Source organism: Streptomyces sp. AHU1 (assembly GCF_045343905.1).
GTDB classification, from domain to species: Bacteria; Actinomycetota; Actinomycetes; order Streptomycetales; family Streptomycetaceae; genus Streptomyces; species Streptomyces triticiradicis.
This window is the reverse complement of sequence record NZ_CP174283.1, coordinates 7,301,615-7,323,522: the sequence shown is the minus strand read 5'-3', so window position 1 is coordinate 7,323,522 and position 21,908 is coordinate 7,301,615. Positions and strand designations below refer to the sequence as shown.

The 21,908-nt window shown below is 71.9% G+C and carries 20 protein-coding genes; 8 read left to right on the top strand and 12 right to left on the bottom strand.

Annotated elements, in window-relative coordinates; genetic code table 11:
• Positions 1 to 20 precede the first annotated feature (20 nt).
• Positions 21 to 1,001, bottom strand: a complete 981-nt coding sequence (locus ACICHK_RS32445) for a zinc-binding alcohol dehydrogenase (protein ID WP_406839671.1) — start codon at positions 999 to 1,001, stop codon at positions 21 to 23.
• A 108-nt stretch (positions 1,002 to 1,109) separates the two neighbouring features.
• Between ACICHK_RS32445 and ACICHK_RS32440 the strand changes: the two genes are divergently transcribed.
• The 4 genes from ACICHK_RS32440 (at position 1,110) to ACICHK_RS32425 (ending at position 4,644) form a co-directional block, all read left to right on the top strand.
• Positions 1,110 to 1,925, top strand: coding sequence for a CDP-alcohol phosphatidyltransferase family protein (locus ACICHK_RS32440; RefSeq protein ID WP_406839670.1), 816 nt, complete (start codon positions 1,110 to 1,112; stop codon positions 1,923 to 1,925).
• 204 nt (positions 1,926 to 2,129) lie between these two features.
• Positions 2,130 to 3,266 (top strand): ABC transporter ATP-binding protein, encoded by a 1,137-nt coding sequence (locus ACICHK_RS32435; protein ID WP_406839669.1) that lies wholly within the window; start codon positions 2,130 to 2,132, stop codon positions 3,264 to 3,266.
• Positions 3,263 to 3,973: an ABC transporter permease gene (locus tag ACICHK_RS32430; RefSeq protein WP_406839668.1), complete on the top strand. Its 711-nt coding sequence runs from the start codon at positions 3,263 to 3,265 to the stop codon at positions 3,971 to 3,973. Before ACICHK_RS32435 ends, ACICHK_RS32430 begins: the two co-directional genes overlap by 4 nt.
• On the top strand, positions 3,970 to 4,644 hold the full coding sequence (locus tag ACICHK_RS32425; protein ID WP_406839667.1) for an ABC transporter permease: 675 nt from the start codon (positions 3,970 to 3,972) through the stop codon (positions 4,642 to 4,644). The genes ACICHK_RS32430 and ACICHK_RS32425 overlap by 4 nt, the downstream gene beginning before the upstream one ends.
• A gap of 110 nt (positions 4,645 to 4,754) precedes the next feature.
• On the opposite strand, the gene ACICHK_RS32420 is transcribed toward ACICHK_RS32425, so the two are convergent.
• The 4 genes from ACICHK_RS32420 to ACICHK_RS32405 all read right to left on the bottom strand — a co-directional run bounded on the left by ACICHK_RS32420 (position 4,755) and on the right by ACICHK_RS32405 (position 8,875).
• Positions 4,755 to 5,366: an ATP/GTP-binding protein gene (locus ACICHK_RS32420; RefSeq protein ID WP_151472979.1), complete on the bottom strand. Its 612-nt coding sequence runs from the start codon at positions 5,364 to 5,366 to the stop codon at positions 4,755 to 4,757.
• Positions 5,317 to 5,748 (bottom strand): DUF742 domain-containing protein, encoded by a 432-nt coding sequence (locus ACICHK_RS32415; RefSeq protein WP_151472980.1) that lies wholly within the window; start codon positions 5,746 to 5,748, stop codon positions 5,317 to 5,319. The genes ACICHK_RS32420 and ACICHK_RS32415 overlap by 50 nt, the downstream gene beginning before the upstream one ends.
• Positions 5,749 to 5,843: 95 nt before the next feature.
• Complete coding sequence (locus ACICHK_RS32410) at positions 5,844 to 6,317, bottom strand: roadblock/LC7 domain-containing protein (protein WP_103552553.1); 474 nt, start codon at positions 6,315 to 6,317, stop codon at positions 5,844 to 5,846.
• A 2-nt stretch (positions 6,318 to 6,319) separates the two neighbouring features.
• On the bottom strand, positions 6,320 to 8,875 hold the full coding sequence (locus ACICHK_RS32405; protein WP_406839666.1) for an ATP-binding protein: 2,556 nt from the start codon (positions 8,873 to 8,875) through the stop codon (positions 6,320 to 6,322).
• A 342-nt stretch (positions 8,876 to 9,217) separates the two neighbouring features.
• Here ACICHK_RS32405 and ACICHK_RS32400 point away from each other — a divergent pair, with 342 nt between their 5' ends.
• Together ACICHK_RS32400 and ACICHK_RS32395 are read left to right on the top strand one after the other, a co-directional pair.
• Positions 9,218 to 10,177 (top strand): glycine betaine ABC transporter substrate-binding protein, encoded by a 960-nt coding sequence (locus tag ACICHK_RS32400; protein WP_406839665.1) that lies wholly within the window; start codon positions 9,218 to 9,220, stop codon positions 10,175 to 10,177.
• Between the two features lie 67 nt (positions 10,178 to 10,244).
• On the top strand, positions 10,245 to 11,864 hold the full coding sequence (locus tag ACICHK_RS32395) for an aromatic amino acid ammonia-lyase (protein ID WP_406839664.1): 1,620 nt from the start codon (positions 10,245 to 10,247) through the stop codon (positions 11,862 to 11,864).
• A 19-nt stretch (positions 11,865 to 11,883) separates the two neighbouring features.
• Here the strand turns inward: ACICHK_RS32395 and ACICHK_RS32390 are convergent, their stop codons facing one another.
• Positions 11,884 to 12,285, bottom strand: a complete 402-nt coding sequence (locus ACICHK_RS32390; protein ID WP_406839663.1) for a hypothetical protein — start codon at positions 12,283 to 12,285, stop codon at positions 11,884 to 11,886.
• Positions 12,286 to 12,413: 128 nt separating this feature from the next.
• On the opposite strand from ACICHK_RS32390, the gene ACICHK_RS32385 reads away from it, so the two are divergent.
• Positions 12,414 to 12,881, top strand: a complete 468-nt coding sequence (locus ACICHK_RS32385; RefSeq protein ID WP_406839662.1) for a hypothetical protein — start codon at positions 12,414 to 12,416, stop codon at positions 12,879 to 12,881.
• A gap of 43 nt (positions 12,882 to 12,924) precedes the next feature.
• Here ACICHK_RS32385 and oxc read toward each other — a convergent pair whose 3' ends face one another.
• The 5 genes from oxc to ACICHK_RS32360 are packed head-to-tail and all read right to left on the bottom strand — an operon-like array spanning position 12,925 to position 19,939.
• Positions 12,925 to 14,679: an oxalyl-CoA decarboxylase gene (gene oxc, locus ACICHK_RS32380; RefSeq protein ID WP_406839661.1), complete on the bottom strand. Its 1,755-nt coding sequence runs from the start codon at positions 14,677 to 14,679 to the stop codon at positions 12,925 to 12,927.
• A 32-nt stretch (positions 14,680 to 14,711) separates the two neighbouring features.
• Positions 14,712 to 14,975 carry a formate dehydrogenase subunit delta gene (locus tag ACICHK_RS32375; RefSeq protein WP_406839660.1) on the bottom strand — a complete coding sequence of 88 codons (264 nt, stop codon included), beginning with the start codon at positions 14,973 to 14,975 and terminating at the stop codon, positions 14,712 to 14,714.
• 1 nt (position 14,976) lies between these two features.
• The gene (gene fdhF / locus ACICHK_RS32370; RefSeq protein WP_406839659.1) at positions 14,977 to 17,847 is read right to left on the bottom strand and encodes a formate dehydrogenase subunit alpha; all 2,871 of its coding nucleotides are present in this window, start codon (positions 17,845 to 17,847) and stop codon (positions 14,977 to 14,979) included.
• Positions 17,844 to 19,463, bottom strand: a complete 1,620-nt coding sequence (locus ACICHK_RS32365) for a formate dehydrogenase beta subunit (protein WP_406839658.1) — start codon at positions 19,461 to 19,463, stop codon at positions 17,844 to 17,846. Before ACICHK_RS32365 ends, fdhF begins: the two co-directional genes overlap by 4 nt.
• Positions 19,460 to 19,939, bottom strand: a complete 480-nt coding sequence (locus ACICHK_RS32360; protein ID WP_406839657.1) for an NAD(P)H-dependent oxidoreductase subunit E — start codon at positions 19,937 to 19,939, stop codon at positions 19,460 to 19,462. The genes ACICHK_RS32365 and ACICHK_RS32360 overlap by 4 nt, the downstream gene beginning before the upstream one ends.
• Before the next feature lie 316 nt (positions 19,940 to 20,255).
• Between ACICHK_RS32360 and ACICHK_RS32355 the strand changes: the two genes are divergently transcribed.
• Positions 20,256 to 20,945: a GntR family transcriptional regulator gene (locus tag ACICHK_RS32355; protein WP_406839656.1), complete on the top strand. Its 690-nt coding sequence runs from the start codon at positions 20,256 to 20,258 to the stop codon at positions 20,943 to 20,945.
• 47 nt (positions 20,946 to 20,992) lie between these two features.
• Here ACICHK_RS32355 and ACICHK_RS32350 read toward each other — a convergent pair whose 3' ends face one another.
• Complete coding sequence (locus ACICHK_RS32350) at positions 20,993 to 21,811, bottom strand: acyl-CoA dehydrogenase family protein (protein WP_406839655.1); 819 nt, start codon at positions 21,809 to 21,811, stop codon at positions 20,993 to 20,995.
• Between the last annotated feature and the right edge of the window lie 97 nt (positions 21,812 to 21,908).

Sequence of the window (21,908 nt, the reverse complement as noted above, 5' to 3'; positions counted from 1 at the left end):
TCAGGCCGGTTCTCGACGGCTCAAACCTCTTCGTAGGCGACTCGGTGACACAGGGCGGGTATCGATCCGGAGGCGAGTTTCCCCATCACGTCGGGGAGTTCCCCGAAGGAACACTCGCCGGTGATCAGGGCGTCGAAGGCCGGTTCGGCGAGGAGTTCGAGGGCCAGCGCCAGCCGGTCGGCGTACGTCCTTCCGGCCCGGGCGGAGGAGGAGACGGAACCCACCTGGCTGCTGCGCAGGGTCAGCCGGCGCGAATGGAACGCCTCCCCGAGCGGCAGGGCGACCCGGCGGTCCCCGTACCAGCTCAGCTCGATGACGGTCCCCTCGTGGGCGAGCAGACCGAGGGAGAGGTCCAGCCCGGCCTCGGTGGCGCTCGCGTGCACGACGAGGTCGCGCCCGCCCTCGGCCTCCTCGGGGAGCGCGAAATCGACGCCGAGCGCGCGGGCGATGTCACCGCGCGCCGGATCGGCGTCGACGAGCTGGACGCGCACCCCGGGGAAGCGGGCGAGCAGGGCCGCCACCGAGCAGCCGACCATGCCGCCGCCGACCACGGCGATCCGGTCGCCGATCAGCGGGGTGGCGTCCCACAGGGCGTTCACCGCGGTCTCGACGGTGCCGGCGAGGACGGCGCGGGAGGCGGGCACCGACTCGGGCACGACGGTCACGGCGCTCGCCGGGACGACGTAGCGCGTCTGGTGCGGGTAGAGGCAGAAGACCGTGCGCCCGAGCAGGTGCGCGGGGCCTTCCTCCACTCGGCCGACACTCAGATAGCCGTATTTCACGGGTGCGGGGAAATCCCCGTCCTGGAACGGCGCGCGCATCGAGGCGTGCTGGTTCTCCGGCACTCCCCCGCGGAACACCAGGGTCTCGGTGCCCCTGCTGACTCCCGAGTAGAGGGTACGGACCAGTACCTCGCCCTCCCCAGGCGCGTTGAGGGTGACGTCACGGATCTCGCCGTGGCCCGGCGAGGAGAGCCAGAAGGCGCGAGCTGTGAGTTCCATGAGCGTCCCCCTGAACGATTCAGCAGATCTTCACGTACGGAGCAGTGACAAGTCGCGCACACGGTACGCGGCGTTGATCGAATCTGTCATTCGGCCGGAGGATCTGCGGTGGCCCTGAACAACATGTACGGCGCAAGGCTCCCCCAGCAGGAGACCATGGTGGGAGCCGGCGTGCAGCTCCTGGTCCTGGCCCTGCTGGGCACGGCGATCGGGATGGGGCCCGCGGGGTGGCTGTCCGGCCTGGTGTTCGCGTTCGCCACCTGGGCGGTGCTCACCCGCGCCCTGCGGCGCACGCAGCCCCGCTCCTTCGGACCCGCCAACCGGGTCACGCTCGGCCGCTCGATCCTGGTCGGCGGCGTCACCGCGCTGGTCGCGGACTCCTTCGAGAGCTCGCCGCCGGTGAGCCTGCTGGTCGGTCTGACGGCGGTCGCCCTGATCCTCGACGGCGTCGACGGCAAGGTCGCCCGGCGGACCGGCACGTCCTCGGCCCTGGGCGCCCGCTTCGACATGGAGGTGGACGCGTTCCTGATCCTCGTGCTGAGCGTGTACGTCGGGATGTCGCTCGGTCCGTGGGTGCTGCTGATCGGCACGATGCGGTACGCGTTCGTCGCCGCCGCCCGGGTGCTGCCGTGGCTGAACGGCGAGCTGCCGCCGAGCATGGCGCGCAAGACGGTGGCGGCCCTGCAGGGCGTCATCCTGCTGGTCGCGGGCTCCGGTCTCCTGCCGTACGACATGAACCTCGCGGCCGTGCTGACGGCGCTCGCGCTGCTCGTGTGGTCGTTCGGCCGCGACATCCTGTGGCTGTGGCGGCGGAACGGGCAGGGGCCCGCGGAGCGCACCGTGGAGAACCGCGAGCTCCACGAGCGCGTGCCGTCGCGGGAACTGGTCAGCGTGGGCGCGGCCTCCGCGGGCTCGGAGGGCTGACCCCCCGGGGCGAGCGCGGCACCCACGGACCGTCTCCCCGCCGGCACCGAACGGCGGCGGGTCACGGTCCCGGAGACAGCGGGCTACGCACGATGTTCACGATCTGTCATGGCCGGGAACGGACATCGACTGATTAGACTACGCACCCTCGTGCACGTGATCGCGCCACGCGCGGGCAAGGCCGTTCCCGAAGGGTTTCGACGCTTGATAGCCATCGAAGATGTCAGCAAGCGATACGCCGACGGCACGGTGGCCGTCGATCGCCTGTCCCTCCAGATACCGGACCGCTCCATCACCGTTCTCGTCGGACCCTCGGGCTGCGGCAAGACCACCACGCTCCGCATGATCAACCGCATGATCGAGCCGAGCAGCGGCACGATCCGCGTCGACGGCGAGGACGTCCGCAGCCGCCCGGTCAACACCCTGCGCCGCTCCATGGGTTACGTCATCCAGAACGCCGGCCTCTTCCAGCACCGGACGGTCCTCGACAACATCGCCACCGTGCCCCGGCTGCTCGGCTGGTCCAAGCAGCGCGCCCGCGAGCGCGCGGCGGAACTGATGGAGCGGGTCGGCCTCGACCCGGCCATGGCCCGCCGCTATCCGTACCAGCTCTCCGGGGGTCAGCAGCAACGGGTCGGTGTCGCCCGCGCGTTGGCGGCCGACCCGCCGATCCTGCTCATGGACGAGCCGTTCTCCGCGGTCGACCCGGTCGTACGCCGGGGTCTGCAGGAGGAGTTGCTGCGCATCCAGGGCGAACTGGGCAAGGCCATCGTCTTCGTCACCCACGACATGGACGAGGCGATCACCATCGGCGACAGGATCGCCGTGCTGCGCACCGGCGGCAGACTCGCCCAGTTCGCGGCCCCCGACGAGATCCTCTCGTCACCGGCCGATCCGTTCGTCGAGGAGTTCCTCGGCTCCGACCGGGGCATCCGCGGTCTGTCGTTCCTGTCCACCCGCGATCTGGAACTCGACCGCTCCCGGGTCTTCCCCGTCGGCTCCGACCGGCGGGAGATGTCCGGGCGCGCGCCCGAGGGGGCGCCCGTCCTGGTGACCGACGCCGACGGCAGGCCGCTCGGCTGGGCCGACCCCGGAAGCTGGGACGGGGACGTCGAGGCCCTCGAACCGTACGGCCCGGTCTTCGAGGTGGGCCGTGACTCGCTGCGGGTCGCCCTGGACCGGACCGTGCTGTCGCCGACCGGACAGGCCGTCGGCGTCGACGGTTCCGGGAAGGTCCTCGGGGTCGCCGGGCAGGAGACGGTGGCCGCGGCGATCCGGTCGGCCCGGCGGCGGGCGGCGGACGCCCCGCAGGAGGCGCCGGCGGTGAAGGCCGGGCGATGAACGGGTTCTTCGACATACCGAGCGACCTCCAGCACAGCTACGGCGGTCTGATCGCCGTCCACCTGCAGGAGGCGCTCGTCCCCGTGCTGGCCGGGCTCCTGCTGGCGCTGCCGGTCGGCCTGTTGTGCGTCCGTCACGGCTGGCTCTACGCGCCCCTCCTGTGGACCTCGACCGTGCTCTACGCGATCCCCTCGATCGCCTTCTTCGTCGTGCTCATCGACTACACCGGGCTGACCCAGCTGACGGTGATGATCCCGCTGTGCCTGTACAGCCTGGTCGTGCTCGTCCCGGCGGTCGTCGACGGGATCCGTTCCGTCCCCGAGGAGACGAACGCCGCCGCCACGGCGATGGGCATCGGTCCCGCGCGCCGCTACTTCCAGGTCCAACTGCCCATCGCCGTACCGGCGATCATGGCCGGACTGCGGGTGGCCACGGCCTCCAGCATCAGCCTGGTCAGCGTCGGCGCGCTGATCGGCAACCAGGGCGGGCTCGGAAACCTGCTGACCACCGCCCAGTTGTACGGCCGCCCCCGGCTCGCGGTGACCTCGGTGGTCACCACCGCCGTCCTCGCGATCGTGATCGACGCCCTGCTGGTCCTGCTCCGTCGGGTCCTCACCCCCTGGCAGCCGCCGTCCGGCCGCGCCGCCGGGCGCTCCGGCGCCACTCCCGCGGACCCCGTCGCGCACACCGCGGAGGGCGCCTCGTGAACGTACTGAACTTCATGCAGTCCTTCTTCAGCGACGGCTCGCACTGGCACGGCCGCGACGGCATCCCGCAACGCGTGTGGGAGCACGTCCAGTACACGGCCGCGGCCCTCGCGATCGCCTCGGCCATCGGCCTTCCGGTCGGTCTGGTCACCGGGCACACCCGGCGCGGCGGCAACACGCTGGCCTTCCTGGCCGCCGGGGCACGGGCGCTGCCGACCTTCGGGCTCCTGGTCCTGATGTTCTTCTGGCTGGGCCTCGGCATCGTGCCGGTGATGATCCCGCTCGTGGTGCTGGCGATCCCGCCGGTCCTCGTCACCACCTACGAGGCGATCCGCACCGTGGACCCCTCCCCCGTCGACGCCGCACGCGGCATGGGCATGCCGGAGGCGCGGATCCTGTTCCAGGTCGAGGTCCCGGCGGCGCTGCCGCTGATCCTCAGCGGGCTGCGCTCGGCGACGGTCCAGATCGTCTCGACGGCCACGATCGCGGCCTACGTCTCCCTCGGCGGTGTGGGCCGGTACATCCTGGACGGCCTGTACCAGCACGACTACGAGAAGGTGGTCGGCGGAGCCGCCCTCACGGCCGTCCTCGCGCTGCTCGCCCTCCTGCTGTTCTGGGCGGTGGGCCGGGTGGCGGTCTCCCCGGGAGTACGCAGACGCCGGACCGCGTAGGGCCACACGGACGGACGGTCCGACGGGGACGGCCTCCGGGCCGTCCCCGTCCTCGTTCCCGGCCGCCTCGTCCGGGGCGCTCCCCGGACGGGGCGCTCAGCCCCCAGCCCTCAGCCCTCGGCCCTGGCCAGGGCGTGTTCGAGGACGACGAGCAACGCGTCCCGCACGGACCCCCGGTCGCGTGCGTCGAACACGGTCAGCGGCACGTGGTCGGCGACGTCGAGGGCCCACCGTACGTCGTCCAGGTCGTGCTCGACCTTGCCGTCGAAGGCGTTGACGGCCACCGCGAAGGGGATCTGGCGGTGTTCGAAGTAGTCGACGGCCGCGTAGCAGTCGTCGAGCCGCCGGGTGTCGACGATGACGAGCCCGCCGAGCGCGCCCTCGACGAGGTCGTCCCACATGAACCCGAACCGCTCCTGGCCGGGGGTGCCGAACAGATAGAGCTTCAGGGTCGGGTCGAGGGTGACGCAGCCGAAGTCCATGGCGACGGTCGTCGTCACCTTCTCCGGCGTCTGGGTGAGGTCGTCGACACCGGCGGCGACCGAGGTGATGGACGCCTCGGTGGTCAGCGGCTCGATCTCGGAGATGGCCCCCACCGTCGTGGTCTTGCCCACCCCGAAGCCGCCCGCGATCACCATCTTCACCGGCAGCGGCGGCCGGGGACGCCCGTCGTCATCCCTCACGGATCGCGCCCCGGGAGTCGGGGACAGCTCGGAGACCATCGATCACCCTTCGCAGAACAGTGACATCACGGTTGGAACGGGCCTGCGGCGCGTACAGGGTCAGTTGGCCGTCGGCGCGCAGATCGTCGGCAAGCACCCGGACCACGTTCAGGTGCATCCTCAGTCTCGCCGCGATCTCCGCGAGCGACTGCGGCTCCCGGCAGACCGTGATGATGTCGCGGTGCTGGTCGAAGACGAAGCGGTCCAGTGCCGCCAGCCCCCTGTCGGTGGCGACCACCTGTGTCTCGATCGGTATCGGCGGTACCAGACTGTCCCCGCCGGCGATCCGCCCCGCGGTCAACAGGAACGGCCGGACGACCGAGGCGGGGCGCTCCACTCCCCGTTCGGCGCCGTCGCCGGCCAATGGCTCGCCGGACGTCATCACGTCCTCCCCCTTCACCTCTGCGCGCGTCACCGGTCATATGGCGCACCGTCGGAAAACCGCGCGTCACCGGTCATGTGACGCGCCGTCGGACATCAGCCGGCCGGTGCGATGCCCACGGTCCTCTTCAGTTCCATCACCAGTTGCGGGCTGAGCACCGCACCGGCCCGGTTGGCGAAGAGGGTCATCTCGTAGGCGATGTTGCCGAGCTTCGCCTCCTTCGAGGCGACCACTCCGAGCACCGCTCCGGCGCCGAGGGCGGACACCAGCACGTGTCCTTCCTCCAGGTCGATGATGACCTTGTTGAGGCCCCCGAGGCCGTAGTTGCCGGAGGCCCCCATGGCGAGGCTGGTGATTCCGGAGACGATCGCCGCGAGCCGCTCGGAGTCGGCCTGGCCGCGTTGCTGGGAGACCGCGATGAGCAGTCCGTCGGAGGAGACACCGATCACGTCGACGACCCCGGCCGTCTCGGTGGCGAATCGGTTGAGCAGCCAGTTGAAGTCGGCAGCGGCGGTCTTCACGTCCGCCGCTGCTTCCGCTGTCCGGGATTCCGGCCCGCCTGTCCACATGGTCACGTACTCATGCCTTCCGGGGAAGAGGGTCTTCTGTTCGGGATGTCGGTCCGGGCCGGGCCGCCGGGTCTGCCGCCCGGCCCGGGCCCCGCGGTCGAACGGTTCTCGGCCGCGCTCTCGCGTTCGGCCCGCAGGACGGCGGCCTCGAACTCGTCGAGTTCGGAGCGCGCCGCCTCGGCGTCCGTGGGCTGCCAGGAGGGCGGCCTGCGGTGGGTGGGGGGTTCGGTGGGACGGGGCAGCCGGCTCGACGCGGTGGCGGCCGACAGGGTCGCGCCGCGCACCCTGCGGCGCAGCGGACCGGCCTCACCGGTGCGCCCCGGGCCGGTGGGCGCCGGCTCGGATCCGGCGCCGGGCCGGGTACCGCCGTGCGTCGTCGCGTGCTCGGCGCCGGTGTCCGTCGCCTCCGAACGGCGGGCGTGGCCCGGGGACTCGGCGGTCCGGGGCCGCGCGGGCACCCTTCGGGGCAGGCCCGCGGGTCCGGGCGGCGCCTCGACCCGCGCCCTGCGCGGCTCACCCGGGCCGGAGCGGCGCGCGGGCGGCTCGATCCGCGGGGCCCGCGCCGCGGTGGACACCGGGTCGCCGGGCACGAGGTGGCTCGCGGGCACCGCGACGGTGGCGGTGACGCCGCCGCCCGGAGTGCGGGACAGGGCGACCTCGATGCCCCAGCGCCGGGACAGACCGCCGACCACGAACAGCCCGAGGACCTCCGTCGGCGCCAGGTCGAGGCGCTCGCGCCGGATCAGCCGGGCGTTCTCCTGCTCCAGCCGCTCGGCGCTCATCCCGAGTCCGTGGTCGATGATCTCGACGAGGGCTCCGCCCCCCTGGTGGCGGGGCCGCAGGACGACTTCGACGCCGCTGGTCGCCGGGGAGAACATCACGGCGTTCTCCAGGAGTTCGGCGAGCATCAGGGTCAGGTCGCCGACGATGTCGGGGACGACGGTGACGTCGCCCTCGGCGTGCGGGGTGACGCGCTGGTAGCCCTCGATCTGGCCGAGCGCGGCGCGGACGAGATTGCTGAGCCGCATCGGTTCGGTGTTGAGACCGGTCTCGCTGATCCCCGCGAGCAGCATGAGGCTGTCGGCGTTGCGCTGGAGGCGGACGGCGATGTGGTCGATGCGGTAGAGCCGGTCCAGCACCTCGGGGTCGGTCTCGCCGCGCTCCACCGAGTCGATCAGGGCGAGTTGGCGGGCCGTCAGGTTGCTGACCCGGCGGCCGACGTTGCCGAACATCTCGGCGATGTTGCGGCGGCTGACGACCTGGCGTTCCAGCAGCGCGCCGGCGGTGACCTGAACCTGGTTGAAGGCCTCGGCGAGTTCACCGATCTCGTCGCGCACCGGCACGGGAACGGCCTCCAGCCGCGGCGGGCCCGCGTCGTCGGCGTCGTCGTCCGCGACGCGGGCGAGCTCGCTCTTCGCGGCACCGGCCACGTGCTGGGCCGCCGCCGTGAGGGTGCGTACGGTCCGCACCACGGAGCGCCGGATCAGCACGGAGAACAGCAACCAGGCCGCGAAGGCGGTCAGAATGCCGGCGACCAGCCAGACCACCCGCCACCAGGCGGCGTTCGAGGCGGACTGGGCGTTCCCGGCGATCCCGTCGATCAACGACTGGACGATCTTCAGCCGGTTCTCGGCCTGCCTCTCGTACGTGGGACTCGCACGCAGCGCCTCGTCGAGCGCGGTCCGCAGCTGTGCCGCGTTCTCGGCGACCAGCGCTCCGGGGTCGACCTGGAGCGCGGCCCAGTGCTGGGCGATGACGCTCTGGTACGGGCTGTGCTCGATCCCCGCGAGGTCGGTGCCCTGTTCCGGACCGGCGAACCGGGTGAACCGGTCGGCCTGGTAGGTGTACTGGTCGTAGTCGCCGACGGCGGCGGTGAACTCGATGAGCGCGTTGGCGTCACGGGTGCGGGCGGCGAACACGCTGGTCTCGAAGGAGGCGTGGGCGGTGTCGGCGCGCAGCAGCGCGTCGAGCAGGCTGCCCGCGGAGGCGGAGGACTCGCCGCCCGAGCGGCCGAGACCGAGGCCGTCGATGAGGCCCTCGATCACCGATCCGTACGCCGGGTCGATGTTGTCGGCGGGTATCGGCCCCTGTTCGACGGTCTCACGGAGGCTGTCCAGGCCTTCGAGTTCCTTCAGTGCCTGGGCCTCGCCGTCGGGCAGCCGGTCGCCGTAGACGGCCCGGACCTCTTTGACGCGGGCACCGACCCTGTCCTGCGCGGCCAGGTAGGCGGCGGTGTCCGGCGCGCTCTTCCCCGAGCCCGCGGCCTCGTAGCGCAGGGAGACCAGGAGTGCCTGCCGGTGCTCGGTCTGTACGGCGTCGATGAGTTTCGCCACCTGCGTGCTGTCGCGCACGAGCCGGGCGGTGTCGGCGGCGGACCGGGCCCGGCCGATCTCGTCGGAGACGGCGTAGGTGAGCATCACGGAGATGACCGCGAGCGGCACGATCACCAGAACGTTGAGTTTCCGGCGGAAGGGCCAACGGTCCAGCAGAGATGGTGTCCGGCCGGTCCCGAGAGCCGTGGACGGCTGCTCCGAGGGGGCTTTTCTGTGCGCGGGCACCCAACCTCCTTGACTTCATTCCCCGTTGGAAGCCCGAAAACAGGCCTGTATGGATCAGTGGTCACGAGCGAACGCGATCGGGCCGACAAGTGGAAGGGGGCCCTCGACGCGGCCAACCCTAGCGGCTGCCGTCAGAGTGCGGCCATGATCAACCGAAAAGTGCCTCGTGAAGACGCCTGATTCGCGCCCGTTTCGGTCACGTTGCGCCTACGGGCTGAAGCTGTACGGTCCCCATCAGTGATCTATTCGTGTCTTGACGGTGGTTGAGGCGGCTCGATTGGATCGTCAGGTCCGTCGCCCGCACCCGCCAGTCACCATCGCCCCACCGATTGCCAAGTCTGGATGACCAACGTGACCATCGCCAGAAGCATTCGATCCTCCTCGACTTCCGCCGTTTCCCTGCTGGTTGTGGCCGCTGCCGCGCTGACGGGCTGCGGCTCCTCCGACAGCTCCGACGGCAAGGACCCGTTGAAGGGCGACACCGCCAAGGCCGGTACGGTCGTCGTCGGTTCCAACAACTTCCCCGAGAGCATCCTGCTCGCCGACATCTACGGCGAGGCCCTCAAGTCCAAGGGCATCAAGGTCAGTTACAAGCTGAACATCGGCACCCGCGAGGTCACGTACGGTCTGATCAAGAACGGTACGATCACGGTCCTCCCGGAGTACAACGGCGCTCTGCTCGCCTACCTGGACGCCAAGGCCGCCCCGCAGTCCGCCGACGAGACCAACCAGGCCATCTCGGCCAAGCTCGACCCGAAGCTCTCCCTGCTGGTCTCGTCCCAGGCGCAGGACAAGGACGCGATCGCCCTGAACGAGGCCACGGCCAAGAAGTACAACCTCACGGACAAGTCGACCATCGGTGACCTCTCCGGCGTGGCGAAGGACCTGGTCCTCGGGGGATCTCCGGAGTTCCAGACCCGGCAGCAGGGCCTGAAGGGCCTGAAGTCGTCGTACGGTCTCGATTTCAAGAGCTTCAAGGCGCTGGACGCCGGCGGCCCGCTCACCGTGGCGGCGCTGCAGAAGAACAACATCCAGGCCGCGGACGTCTTCACGACGGACCCCGGGATCGGCAAGAACAAGTTCGTCGTGCTGCAGGACCCGAAGAACCTGTTCGGGTTCGAGAACGTGACTCCGCTGACCTACCGGAGCGGTCTGCCCGCGGCCGGGGTCTCCGTCCTCAACGACGTCTCGGCGAAGCTCGACACCGAAACCCTGGTGAAGCTCAACGGCGACGTGCAGAACGGCGACAAGGACCCGCTGGACGTGGCCAAGAACTGGCTGGCCTCGGCGGGACTGAGCTGACACCGGTGCCGTCGCCGTCCTCGCCGGGAGGGCGACGGCACACGGCCGAGGAGAGAGAACGTCCGGCATGCTCGAGCGCACGGCCGACACCGCCATCGGTGGTCCGGTCACCGAACACCCGGCCCCGGCGGGCGCGTCACCCGGCGCGCTCCTCGACGGCCGGGGGCTCGACGCCGCCACGGTGGCCAGGATCGCCGACGGAGCGGAGCCGCCCGCCCTGTCCCCGGTGGCACTCGCGGCCATGGAACACACCCGGCGGGCGGCCGACCGGCTGGCGGCGGAGGGGACCCGCGTCTACGGCCGCAGCACCGGTGTGGGAGCGCACCGGGGACTGGCCGTCGAAGAACACGACGGCGCGGGCCACGACCTGCGGCTGCTGCTGAGCCACGCGGGCGGCGCGGGAGACGCCCTGCCGGCACGCCAGGTCCGCGCGATGATGGTGGTGCGGACCAACCAGCTCCTCGCCGGGGGCTCGGGGTCGGGCCCCGAGATCGCGACGGCCGTCGCGGGGGCGCTCCGGGCGGGAGTGCATCCCCGGGTCCCCGAGTACGGATCCGTGGGCACCGGCGATCTGACGGCGCTGGCCCAGCTCGGGCTCGCGCTGTTCGGCCACGACACCTGGACCCGGGACCCGGCGGCCTCCGGAAACCGCTTCGCCGACGACCTGCCGCCCGGGCGTCCGCTCCCCGAGCGCCTCGCCCTGCGGCGCGGTGACGCGCTGGCCCTGTTGAGCAGCAACGCCCTCACGCTGGGGCAGTCCGCGCTCGCCTGGCACGACCTCGGGGTGCCCTTGCGCGCCGCGCATGTCGTGGCCGCGCTCTCCCTCTACGCGGTGGACGGCTCCCTCGAACCGTACGCACCCGAGGTCCACGCGGCCCACGCGCACCCGGCGACCGCACGGGCGGCGGCCCGCGTCCGGGGGCTGCTCGGCGTGACGGCCGGGGACGGAACGGCCCTGCCCGATGCGCCGGGCCGGGCGCCGGCACGGGTGCAGGACCCCTTCGGCTTCCGCTGCTTCCCGCAGGCCCACGGCCCCGCGATGGAAGCGTGGTCCGGCCTGGAGCGGGTGCTGTCGATCGACCTCAACTCCGCCACCGAGAACCCCCTCATCGGCTGGGACGAGATCACGGGGACCCCCTTCGCACGGCACCACGGCGGCTTCTTCACCGCGCCGCTCACCCTCGCGCTCGACCAGCTGGGCCTCGCCGTGCTCGGTACGGCACGGCTCTCGGCGGCCCGGCTGTCCGCCCTCGGCCGTCCCGAACTGACCGGACTGCGCTCCTACTTGGCCGACGCCGCCTCGGCCGGGTCCGGAATGATGATCCTGGAGTACAGTGCCGCCTCCGCCCTCGCCGAGATCCAGGCGTGCGCCGGCCCGGCCTCGCTCGGGCACGTGGTGCTGTCCCGGGGCATGGAGGAGGCGGCGACCTTCGCGACCCAGGCCGCCCGCAAGTCGCTCCGAGCGGCAGGGCCCTACCGGCTGGTCCTGGCCTGCGAACTCGTGTCCGCCGTAAGGGCGTTGCGCTTGCGGGGCACTCCGCCCGCGCCCGGCACCCCGGCGGGCCGCGCCTACCTCCGCGCGGCGGCGGCCCTGGACCCGGACATGCGGGACCGTCCCCTCACGGACGACGTGACCGTGGCCGCGGCCCTGCTCGACGAGTTCGCCGGACTCACCGGCGACGCGTGAGGGCCCGCGGGGCCAGGATTCAGGACATCGGGCCGGAACTTCCTTCCCGGCACAGCCACTTCCAGCGCCGACGCTCCGTCACACAGGTCGCGACGGCCAGCAGGGTGACCGGGACCGCCGCCCAGGCAGGCCAGGCGAGCCACGAGAACACGACAGCCGCGACGAGTTGGACCAGCACCAGCAGCACGGTTACCCAACCGGGAACTGCCACGATGACGTTGGCCTTGTCCCCCGGCGTCGAGAAGACCGTCGGCAGACCGATGAGCAGCACCACGGAGGCCACGGCGAGCAGCCACGAACGGTCGGCCAGGGCCCAGGGGGCGGCCACCCAAGCCACGATCTCCGTCGCGAAGCGGAGCACGGACGGTATGCGGTCGTCGGGTCGCCCCGACGCGGTCGTTCCGGCAGCGATATCGGTCACCGCGAAACGATCCCACGCCGACGTCACGACATCCGGTTCCGGCAGCACGACCGACGACAGAAATGTTTCACTGGCTGCCGGTTGACGTGACGATGTCGCCTCCTCGCATACCGAAGGAAGTCGTTCCGATGGCTGCTTCTGCTTCCGTACCGCCTCCTCCGTCCACCCCGCCGACCGCCGCCACCGGTCGTCGTGCCCCCTCCCGGTGGATCGCGCCGTTGGGGGCTGCCGTCGTCGCCGCCGGTGCGGGCATCGGCCTGGGCTGGCTCCTGTGGGCCGGCCCGGACAACACGGCGTCCGGGACCGGCCCGGACGACGCGGCGGCCGATGCGGCGGGCGCCTGCCAGGCGTGGAGCCGGGTTCCGGCGTTGAGCAAGGCCTACAGTGACGACGAGACCTCCAAGGCCTACTTCGTCCGCGCCGGCGGGGCCGCCGCCCTGGCCCAGTCGGCAGCCCAACTGGACCGCCGTTACAGCACCCTGGACAAGGCCTTCCAGGACGTCACCAGACGTCTGCAGACCTTCGACGTGAAGGGCGCCGAGGCGGTGGCGGCCCACGAGAAGGTGAGCACCCTCTGCGCCGGCCTGGACGACTGACAGGCAGGCACCTTCCTGCCCCGGTCGCCGTGGAGTTCGGGGCTCACTTCCTGGGCGGCACGATGGTGCCTCCCGTGATCCCCTTCGGGTTCAGGTGGGCGATGTGGCCGCTCTCCGTTCCGGCGGAGGGGTCGATGACGCAGTCGATGAGGGCCGGGCCGCCGGAGGCCAGGGCCTCGGTGAGGGCCGCGGTGACCTCGGCGGGCGTGGTCGCGCGGTAGCCCTTGCCGCCGAACGCCTCGATCATCCGGTCGTGGCGGGCCGTGGACATGAGGGTGGTCGGGGAGGGCGCGTCGCCGAGGGGGTTGACGTCGTCGCCGCGGTAGACACCGCCGTTGTTCATGACGACCGTGACGACGGGCAGCCCGTACCGGCAGATCGTCTCCAGCTCCATGCCGCTGAACCCGAAGGCGCTGTCGCCCTCCACGGCGACGACCGGGTCGCCGCCGCTCTCGACGGCGGCGGCGATCGCGTAGCCCATGCCGATGCCCATGACCCCCCAGGTGCCGCTGTCGAGGCGGTGCCGCGGTACGTGCATGTCGATGACGTTGCGCGCGATGTCCAGGGCGTTGGCACCCTCGTTGACGATGTACGTCTCCGGGTGTTCGCACACCACGTCGCGTACGGCCTTCAGGGCGCCCATGAACTGCATGGGGTGCGGGTCGGCCCGCAGCCGCTCCGCCATCTTCGCCACGTTCTGCGCCGACCGCGCGCCCAGCTCCGCGCGCCAGGCGGCGGGGGCCGTGATCCGGCCGGGCTTGGCGCGCTCGGCGATCGCCTCCAGCACCGACTCGATGTCCCCGACGAGCGGGGCCGCGACGGGCTGGTTGCTGTCCATCTCCCGGGCCTCGATGTCGACGTGGACGAACCGGGCGCCGGGGTTCCACTGCGGTGCCCGGCCGTGGTTCAGCAGCCAGTTGAGGCGGGCGCCGACGAGCATCACGACGTCGGCCCTCTTCAGGGCCAGCGAACGGGCGGTGGCCGCCGACTGCGGATGGTCGTCGGGCAGCAGGCCCTTGGCCATCGACATGGGGATGAACGGGATGCCCGTGGACTCCACGAACTCGCGGACGCGGTCGTCGGCCCGCGCGTACGCGGCTCCCTTGCCGAGCACCAGCAGCGGCCGTTCGGCGCCCGCCAGCAGTTCGACGGCGCGGTCCACCGCCTCGGGCCCGGGGAACTGGCGCGGCGCCGGGTCGACGAGACGGCTCAGCGTCCCCGCGCCCTCCTCCGCGTCCATGACGGAGCCGAGCACCGCGGCGGGGATGTCGAGGTACACCCCGCCGGGCCGTCCCGAGACCGCGGTGCGCAGGGCGCGGGCGATGCCTCTGCCGATGTCCTCCACACGGCTCACCCGGTAGGCGGCCTTGCAGAACGGCTGCGCGGCGGCGAGCTGGTCCATCTCCTCGTAGTCGCCCTGCCTGAGGTCGACCAGGTGCCGCTCGCTGGAGCCGGAGATCTGCACCATGGGGAAGCAGTTGGTGGTGGCGTTGGCCAGGGCGACCAGACCGTTGAGGAATCCGGGCGCGGACACGGTCAGACAGATGCCGGGCTTCTTGGTGAGGAAGCCGGCGGCCGCGGCCGCGTGACCCGCGTTGCTCTCGTGCCGGAAGCCGATGTAGCGGATGCCCCGCGCCTGCGCGAGGCGGGCCAGGTCGGTGATCGGGATGCCGACGACCCCGTAGATCGTGTCGACGTCGTTCATCCGCAGCGCGTCGACGACCAGGTGGTACCCGTCGGTGAGCTCGGTCTTCGCGACGGCGTCCGCCGTGGTCTCCGGCGTCGAGGTGGTGGTCATGGTCCGGGCTCCTCCTTGGGCAGGTCCTGTCGTCACGGTCGTTCCTCTCTCGCCTTCCGCGGCCCGCTCTCCCGCGTCCCGGACCCGTGCAGGAGCCGTACCGCGGCGATCACCAGCGGGTGCAGCCCCTCGGCTCCCCCGGCGGCGTACGCGAGGAGCCGGGAGCGCATGCGGGGGTCCCAGAAGCGGCCGATGTGACCCGCGACGGCCTCGGCGGCCGCCTCCTCGGGCAGGTGTCCGAGGTTGGCTGCGATGTCGTTGGCCATACGGCGCTCCGGGGGCACGGTCGCCGTCATGTCAGTCCACCGCCGTGAGGAAGTCGCCGGCCGCCGGTTCCCGTGTCTCGTCCGCGGCCCGTCCGGCAGGCTCGCCCGCGGCCCGTTCCGGTGTCCCGTCGCCGTTCTCCGGCGGACGGGCGAGTCCGACCTGGACGGCGGTCACCTTGTACTCGGGGCAGTTGGTCGCCCAGTCCGAGTTCTCGGTGGTCACCACGTTGGCTCCGGTCACGGGATGGTGGAACGTGGTGTGGACGACGCCGGCCGGCATCCGGTCGGAGATCTCCGCCCGCAGCGTCGTCCGTCCGACCCGGCTGGCCAGCGTCACCAGCGCGCCGTCGGTGATGCCGCGGACCTCGGCGTCGTGCGGGTGCAGTTCCAGGACGTCCTCGGGGTGCCAGGCGACGTTGCCGGTGCGCCGGGTCTGCGCGCCGACGTTGTACTGGCTGAGGACGCGCCCGGTGGTGAGCACCAGCGGGAAGCGGCGGGTGCTGCGCTCGTTGGTCGGCACGTACGCGGTGACGACGAACCGCCCCTTGCCGCGCACGAACTCGTCGACGTGCATGACCGGCGTCCCCTCGGGGGCGGTGGCGTTGCACGGCCACTGCACGCTGCCCAGTTTGTCGAGCAGGCCGAAGGACACTCCGGTGAACGTCGGGGTCACCGCGGCGATCTCGTCCATGATCGCGGAGGGATGGTCGTACGCCATCGGGTAGCCCATGGCGGTGGCGATGTCGCACACGATCTGCCACTCGTGCCTGCCCGTCCTCGGCCTCATCACCGCGCGCACCCGGTTGATCCGGCGTTCGGCGTTGGTGAAGGTGCCGTCCTTCTCCAGAAAGGAGGCACCGGGCAGGAAGACGTGTGCGAACTTGGCCGTCTCGTTGAGGAACAGGTCCTGCACGACGACGAGTTCCATCGCTTCGAGGGCGGCGGTGACGTGCTGGAGGTTGGGGTCGGACTGGGCGATGTCCTCGCCGTGCACGAACAGGCCGCGGAACGTCCCGTCGATCGCGGCGTCGAACATGTTGGGGATGCGCAGCCCGGGTTCGGCGAGGAGGGTGCCGCCCCACAGGTTCTCGAACACCTCGCGGACGGCGTCGTCGGACACATGGCGGTAGCCGGGCAGTTCGTGCGGGAAGGAGCCCATGTCGCAGGAGCCCTGGACGTTGTTCTGCCCGCGCAGGGGGTTGACGCCGACACCGTCGCGGCCGATGTTGCCGCAGGCCATCGCGAGGTTGGCCATTCCCATCACCATGGTCGAGCCCTGGCTGTGCTCGGTGACGCCGAGACCGTAGTAGATGGCGCCGTTGGGCGCGGTCGCGTACAGCCGTGCGGCGGCGCGCAGTTGGCCCGCGGGGACGCCGCTGATCCCCTCGGTGGCCTCGGGACTGTTCTCGGGCCGCGCGACGAACTCCGCCCATTCGTCGAACCCTTCGCACCGGCCGTCCACGAAGGCGCGGTCGACGAGACCCTCGGTGACGACCACGTGGGCCATGGCGTTGACGACGGCGACATTGGTGCTGGGCCGCAGCTGGAGGTGGTGCGCGGCCTCGACGTGCGGGGAGCGCACCAGGTCGATGCGGCGGGGGTCGACGACGATCAGCCGCGCGCCCTCGCGCAGGCGCCGCTTCATCCGGGAGGCGAACACCGGGTGTCCGTCGGTGGGGTTGGCGCCGATCACCATGATGACGTCGGCCTCGGCCACGGAGCGGAAGTCCTGGGTGCCGGCCGACTCGCCGAAGGTCTGCTTGAGTCCGTATCCCGTCGGGGAGTGGCAGACGCGGGCGCAGGTGTCCACGTTGTTGTTGCCGAACGCGGCCCGCACCATCTTCTGGACGACGTACACCTCCTCGTTGGTGCACCGCGACGAGGAGATCGCGCCGATCGCACCCGGCCCGTGCCGGCGCTGGATGTCCCGCATCCGGCGCGCGACCGTGCCGATGGCCTCGTCCCACTCGACCTCGCGCCAGGGATCGGTGACCGCGTCGCGGACCATCGGCTTCAGCACCCGGTCGGGGTGGGTGGCGTAGCCGAAGGCGAAGCGGCCCTTCACGCAGGAGTGGCCCTCGTTGGCGCCGCCGTCCTTGTACGGCACCATGCGGACGAGTTCGGCGCCGCGCAGCTCGGCCTTGAAGGAGCAGCCGACCCCGCAGTAGGCGCAGGTGGTGACCACCGACCGGGTCGGCATGCCGAGTTCGACCACCGACTTCTCCTGGAGCGTGGAGGTCGGACAGGCCTGGACGCAGGCCCCGCAGGAGACGCACTCGGAGTCCATGAACGTCTCGGCGGCGCCGGGCGAGACCTTGGAGTCGAAGCCGCGTCCCTCGATGGTGAGCGCGAAGGTGCCCTGGACCTCGCCGCAGGCGCGTACGCAGCGGGAGCAGGCGATGCACTTGGCGGGGTCGAAGTCGAAGTACGGGTTGGAGGTGTCCTTCTCCGCGTCGAGGTGGTTCTCGCCCTCGTAGCCGTAGCGCACCTGGCGCAGGCCCACCACGCCTGCCATGTCCTGCAGTTCGCAGTCGCCGTTGGCGGGGCAGGTGAGGCAGTCGAGCGGGTGGTCGGAGATGTACAGCTCCATGACGCCCTGACGGAGCTTCTCCACCTTGGGTGTCTGGGTCCGCACCGACATCCCGTCCGTCACCGGGGTGGTGCAGGAGGCCGGGGTGCCCCGCCGTCCGTCGATCTCCACCACGCACAGCCGGCAGGAGCCGAACGGTTCCAGGCTGTCGGTGGCGCACAGCTTGGGGATGTCGACGCCGGCGAGCGCGGCGGCGCGCATCACCGAGGTGCCCTCGGGGACGGTCACCGCCAGCCCGTCGACCTCCACCGAGACCGTGGCCTCGCCGGGACGTTCCGGGGTTCCGAAGTCGGGTTCCTTCAGCAGGGTCATGACGTGCCCTCCCCCCTCGCGCCGCCGGCCCGCCGGGAGTCGGCCCCCGGGTCGGATCCGCGGGCGAGGAAGTCGTCGGGGAAATGGGTGAGGGCGCTGCGTACGGGCATCGGGGTCAGCCCGCCCATCGCGCACAGCGAACCGTCGGTCATCAGGTCGCACAGGTCTTCCAGGAGCGCCAGGTTCTCGTCCCGGTGCCGGCCGGCCACGATCTTGTCGATGACCTCGACACCGCGTACCGAACCGACCCTGCACGGGGTGCACTTGCCGCAGGACTCGGCGGCGCAGAACTCCATCGCGAAGCGGGCCTGGGCGGCCATGTCGACGGTGTCGTCGAAGACGACGACGCCTCCGTGGCCGACCATCGCGCCGGCCTCCGCGAAGGCCTCGTAGTCCATCGGCAGGTCGAACATCGACGGGGGCAGATAGGCGCCGAGCGGTCCGCCGACCTGCGCCGTGCGCACCGGGCGGCCGGAGAACGTGCCGCCGCCGTAGTCCTCGACCAGTTCGCGCAGGGTGACGCCGAACGCGGTCTCGACGATGCCGCCGCGCGCGATGTTGCCGCCGAGCTGGAAGACCTGGGTGCCGCGCGAGCGTCCGACACCGAGGTCGGCGTAGGCCCGCGCGCCGGACGCGAGCACGACGGGGACCGTCGCGAGGGTGAGCACGTTGTTGACGACGGTCGGTCTGCCGAACAGGCCCTCGACCGCCGGGATCGGCGGTTTGGCGCGGACCGTGCCGCGCCTGCCCTCCAGGCTCTCCAGCATGGAGGTCTCCTCGCCGCAGATGTACGCGCCGCCGCCGACCCGGACGTGCAGGTCGAAGTCGAGCCCGGAGCCGAGGATGTTCCTGCCGAGCCATCCCTGCTCGCGGGCGACGCCGATCGCGGCCCGCACGGTGGCCACCGCGTCCGGGTACTCCGAGCGGATGTAGAGGTATCCCTCGCTCGCCCCGACCGCGTGCGCGGCGATGGTCATGCCCTCGATGAGCAGGAACGGGTCACCCTCCATGACCATGCGGTCGGCGAAGGTGCCGCTGTCGCCCTCGTCGGCGTTGCAGCAGACGAACTTGAGGCCGTCGGCGCAGTCGAGGACGGTCTTCCATTTGACGCCCGCCGGGAAGCCCGCGCCGCCTCTGCCGCGCAGGCCGGAGGCGGTGACCTCGGCGACCACGTCCGCGGGCTCCCGCTCCAGCGCGGCGCGCAGTCCGGCGAGGCCGCCGTGTGCCACGTAGTCGTCCGGGGACAGCGGGTCGGTGACGCCGACGCGGGCGAAGGTGACCCGGTTCTGCCGGGCCAGCCAGGGAAGCCGGTCCACCGCACCGAGCCGCAGGGGATGGCCGGCGCCGTCGAGCATGCCGGAGGCGAGCAGGTCCTCCACGTCGGACGGGGCCACGGGCCCGTATCCGACGCGGCCGTGCGGGGTCGCCACCTCGACGAGGGGTTCCAGCCAGAGCATGCCGCGTGATCCGTTGCGTACGACGTCGAGGGCGAAGTCGCCCCGTACGGCGGCCCGTCGCAGGGCGTCCGCGACCTCGTCCGCGCCGACGGACCGGGCCGCCGAGTCGCGGGGGACGTAGACGGTGACGGCGGGGGGTACCGCGCCCTCGTCGCTCATGACGATGCCCTCCCGTCGAGGAGCGCGCCGAGCCGGGCCGGGTCGACGCGTCCGTACAGCCGTCCGTCCGCCTCCACCGACGGGCCCAGGGCGCAGTTGCCGAGGCAGAAGACCTGCTCGACGGTGACGGCGCCGTCCGCACCGGTCTCCCCGGGGGCCAGTCCGGCCTCGCGGGCGTAGGTCACCAGGCGCTCGGCGCCGAGCGCCTGGCAGGCCTCGGCCCGGCAGATGCGGACGAGGGTGCGGCCCGCCGGCTCCCGGCGGAAGTCGTGGTAGAAGGTCACCACTCCATGGACGTCGGCCCGGGAGAGGTTGAACTCGTCGGCGAGCACGGCGATCGCCTCCCGCGGCACACAGCCCAACTCCGCCTGCACGGCGTGGAGTACGGGCAGGAGCGCACCGCGCTGATCCCGGTGGGCGGCCGCCGCCCGGCGCACCACGCCCTCGACGTTCCCGTCACCCACGCCGACCGTCATGATCGCTCCGCCTTCCCTGGTTCGGGTCCCCGGCGCTGCTCGCGGAGACCGAGACTACCCCATACAGGCTTCTGTATACAGAACTCAATCTGAATCAACTCCCCTCTCCCATGCGGGAATCGGCCTCCGGCGCGAGCCCCCCGGCGACCCGCGAGCAGGTGGCACACCCCCTGCAGGCCCCGGGATCACCTCCCGTCGCCCCACCGTCCTGCATACGAAAACCTGTATCCTGACGCGGCCGTCGGCGACCCTCTCGGCGGCCACCTCTAGGCAGAGCCGTCGGCCCCGCGGGGTCCGGTGGCGGAACGGGGCTCCCATGCGTGAGGCACTCGCGGCCGCGGCGACCCGGCGCGTCGCCCGCCCCGCACCGCTGCGGCAGGCGGTGTACGACGCCCTGACCGAACTGATCGTCAACGGCTCCCTCAAGCCCGGCCAGCACCTCGTCGAGGCCGAACTCGCCGAACACCTCGGGGTCAGCCGCCAGCCCGTGCGCGAGGCGTTGCAGCGGCTCCAGACCGACGGCTGGGTCGATCTGCGCCCCGCCCAGGGGGCCTTCGTCCACTCCCCCACCGAGGAGGAGGCCGCCCAACTCCTCGGCGTCCGCGCGGTCCTCGAGACCTACTCGGCCCAACTCGCCGCCCGGCAGGCGAAGCCCGCGGACGTCGAGCGGCTCTGGGAGCTGCACCAGGAGGGTGTCGACGCCCTCGCCGCGAGCGACGTCGAGCGGCTGGTCGCGGCCAACACCGCGCTGCACGCCTTCATCACCTCCGTCGCCGGCAACGCCGTACTGGCCGAACTGATCGCGGGGGTCGGTCAGAAGGTGCGCTGGTACTACACGCCGATCGCGCGACCCCGGGGCAAGGAAGCCTGGAACGAACACGCCCAGCTGATCAGGGCCATCGCCAAGGGCGACTCCGAGCGCGCCGGCGATGTCATGCGCAGGCACACCGAGCGCACCACCGGCTTCTACCTCAAGCAGCTCGCCGCCGGGACGGGCCAGGACTGACCGAGGGGTCTCCCGCACGGGACTCGTCACGCACACCGCCCGCCGGGTCACGCGGCGGGGGCGGGCCTGAGCTCCCCGCCCTCCGGCCGAAGGACGTCAGGACCGGACCGCGGCTCTTCGCCCCCGGGCCCGGGGGCCCCGGCGACGGATCCGGGGAGCGCGCCGTCGACGGCGGCCCCCAGCTCCAGCAGCCACGGCCGTACACGGCGCAGCAGGACGTCGAGCCCTCCGCCGTCCCGCCCGAGCATCACGTCGGCGGGAACGAGCACCGGGTCCGCGTACAGGGTGGAGGTCCCGCTGCCCCTGGGCCCTCCCCCGCCGGGCCGGGCGGGGACGAACAGCTCCGGGGCCCGCGCCGGAACGACCCACAGCGTCAGCCCGTCCGGTCCGGCGAGCGGCCGGGAGGACCAGAGGTAGCTGTCGGCCTCGCCCGCCGCGACCACCTGCCGCTTGCGGCCCCGCAGCGCGACCACGTCGGCGAAGCGCGCGGCGACCGAGGAGGACCTCCCGTACGGCTTCTCGTACGAACCCTCGTCCAGCGCGAGGCTCACGAGGTGCCGCCCGGCGGCGACCTCCTCGCGCACCCAGGAACCACCGCAGGACTCGATGGCGGCGACCGCCGCGAAGTGGGACGCGAGCACGGCGGCGGTCGCCGGGCAGACGCGCGCGGTCCGCGCGACCACGTCGACGGCCTCCGGCAGCCCGAGCCCGCCGCCGGAGCCGGAGGAGACGGTGAGGCCGAGCAGCCCGGCGCGACCCAACGCCGACACGGCGTCCCGGGGAAACCTGCCTTCCCGGACGGCCTGTTCGGCCGCGGGCGCCACGACTTCGGCCAGAACGACGGAGAGAGCGGTGCGGTAGGACACGGGGTGCCACCCTCCTCGCGAACAACTACCCATGAAAACTGCATACAGTATGCAGCTCGCTCACGAGGCGCACCAGAGGGCTGCGCGGACGAATCCG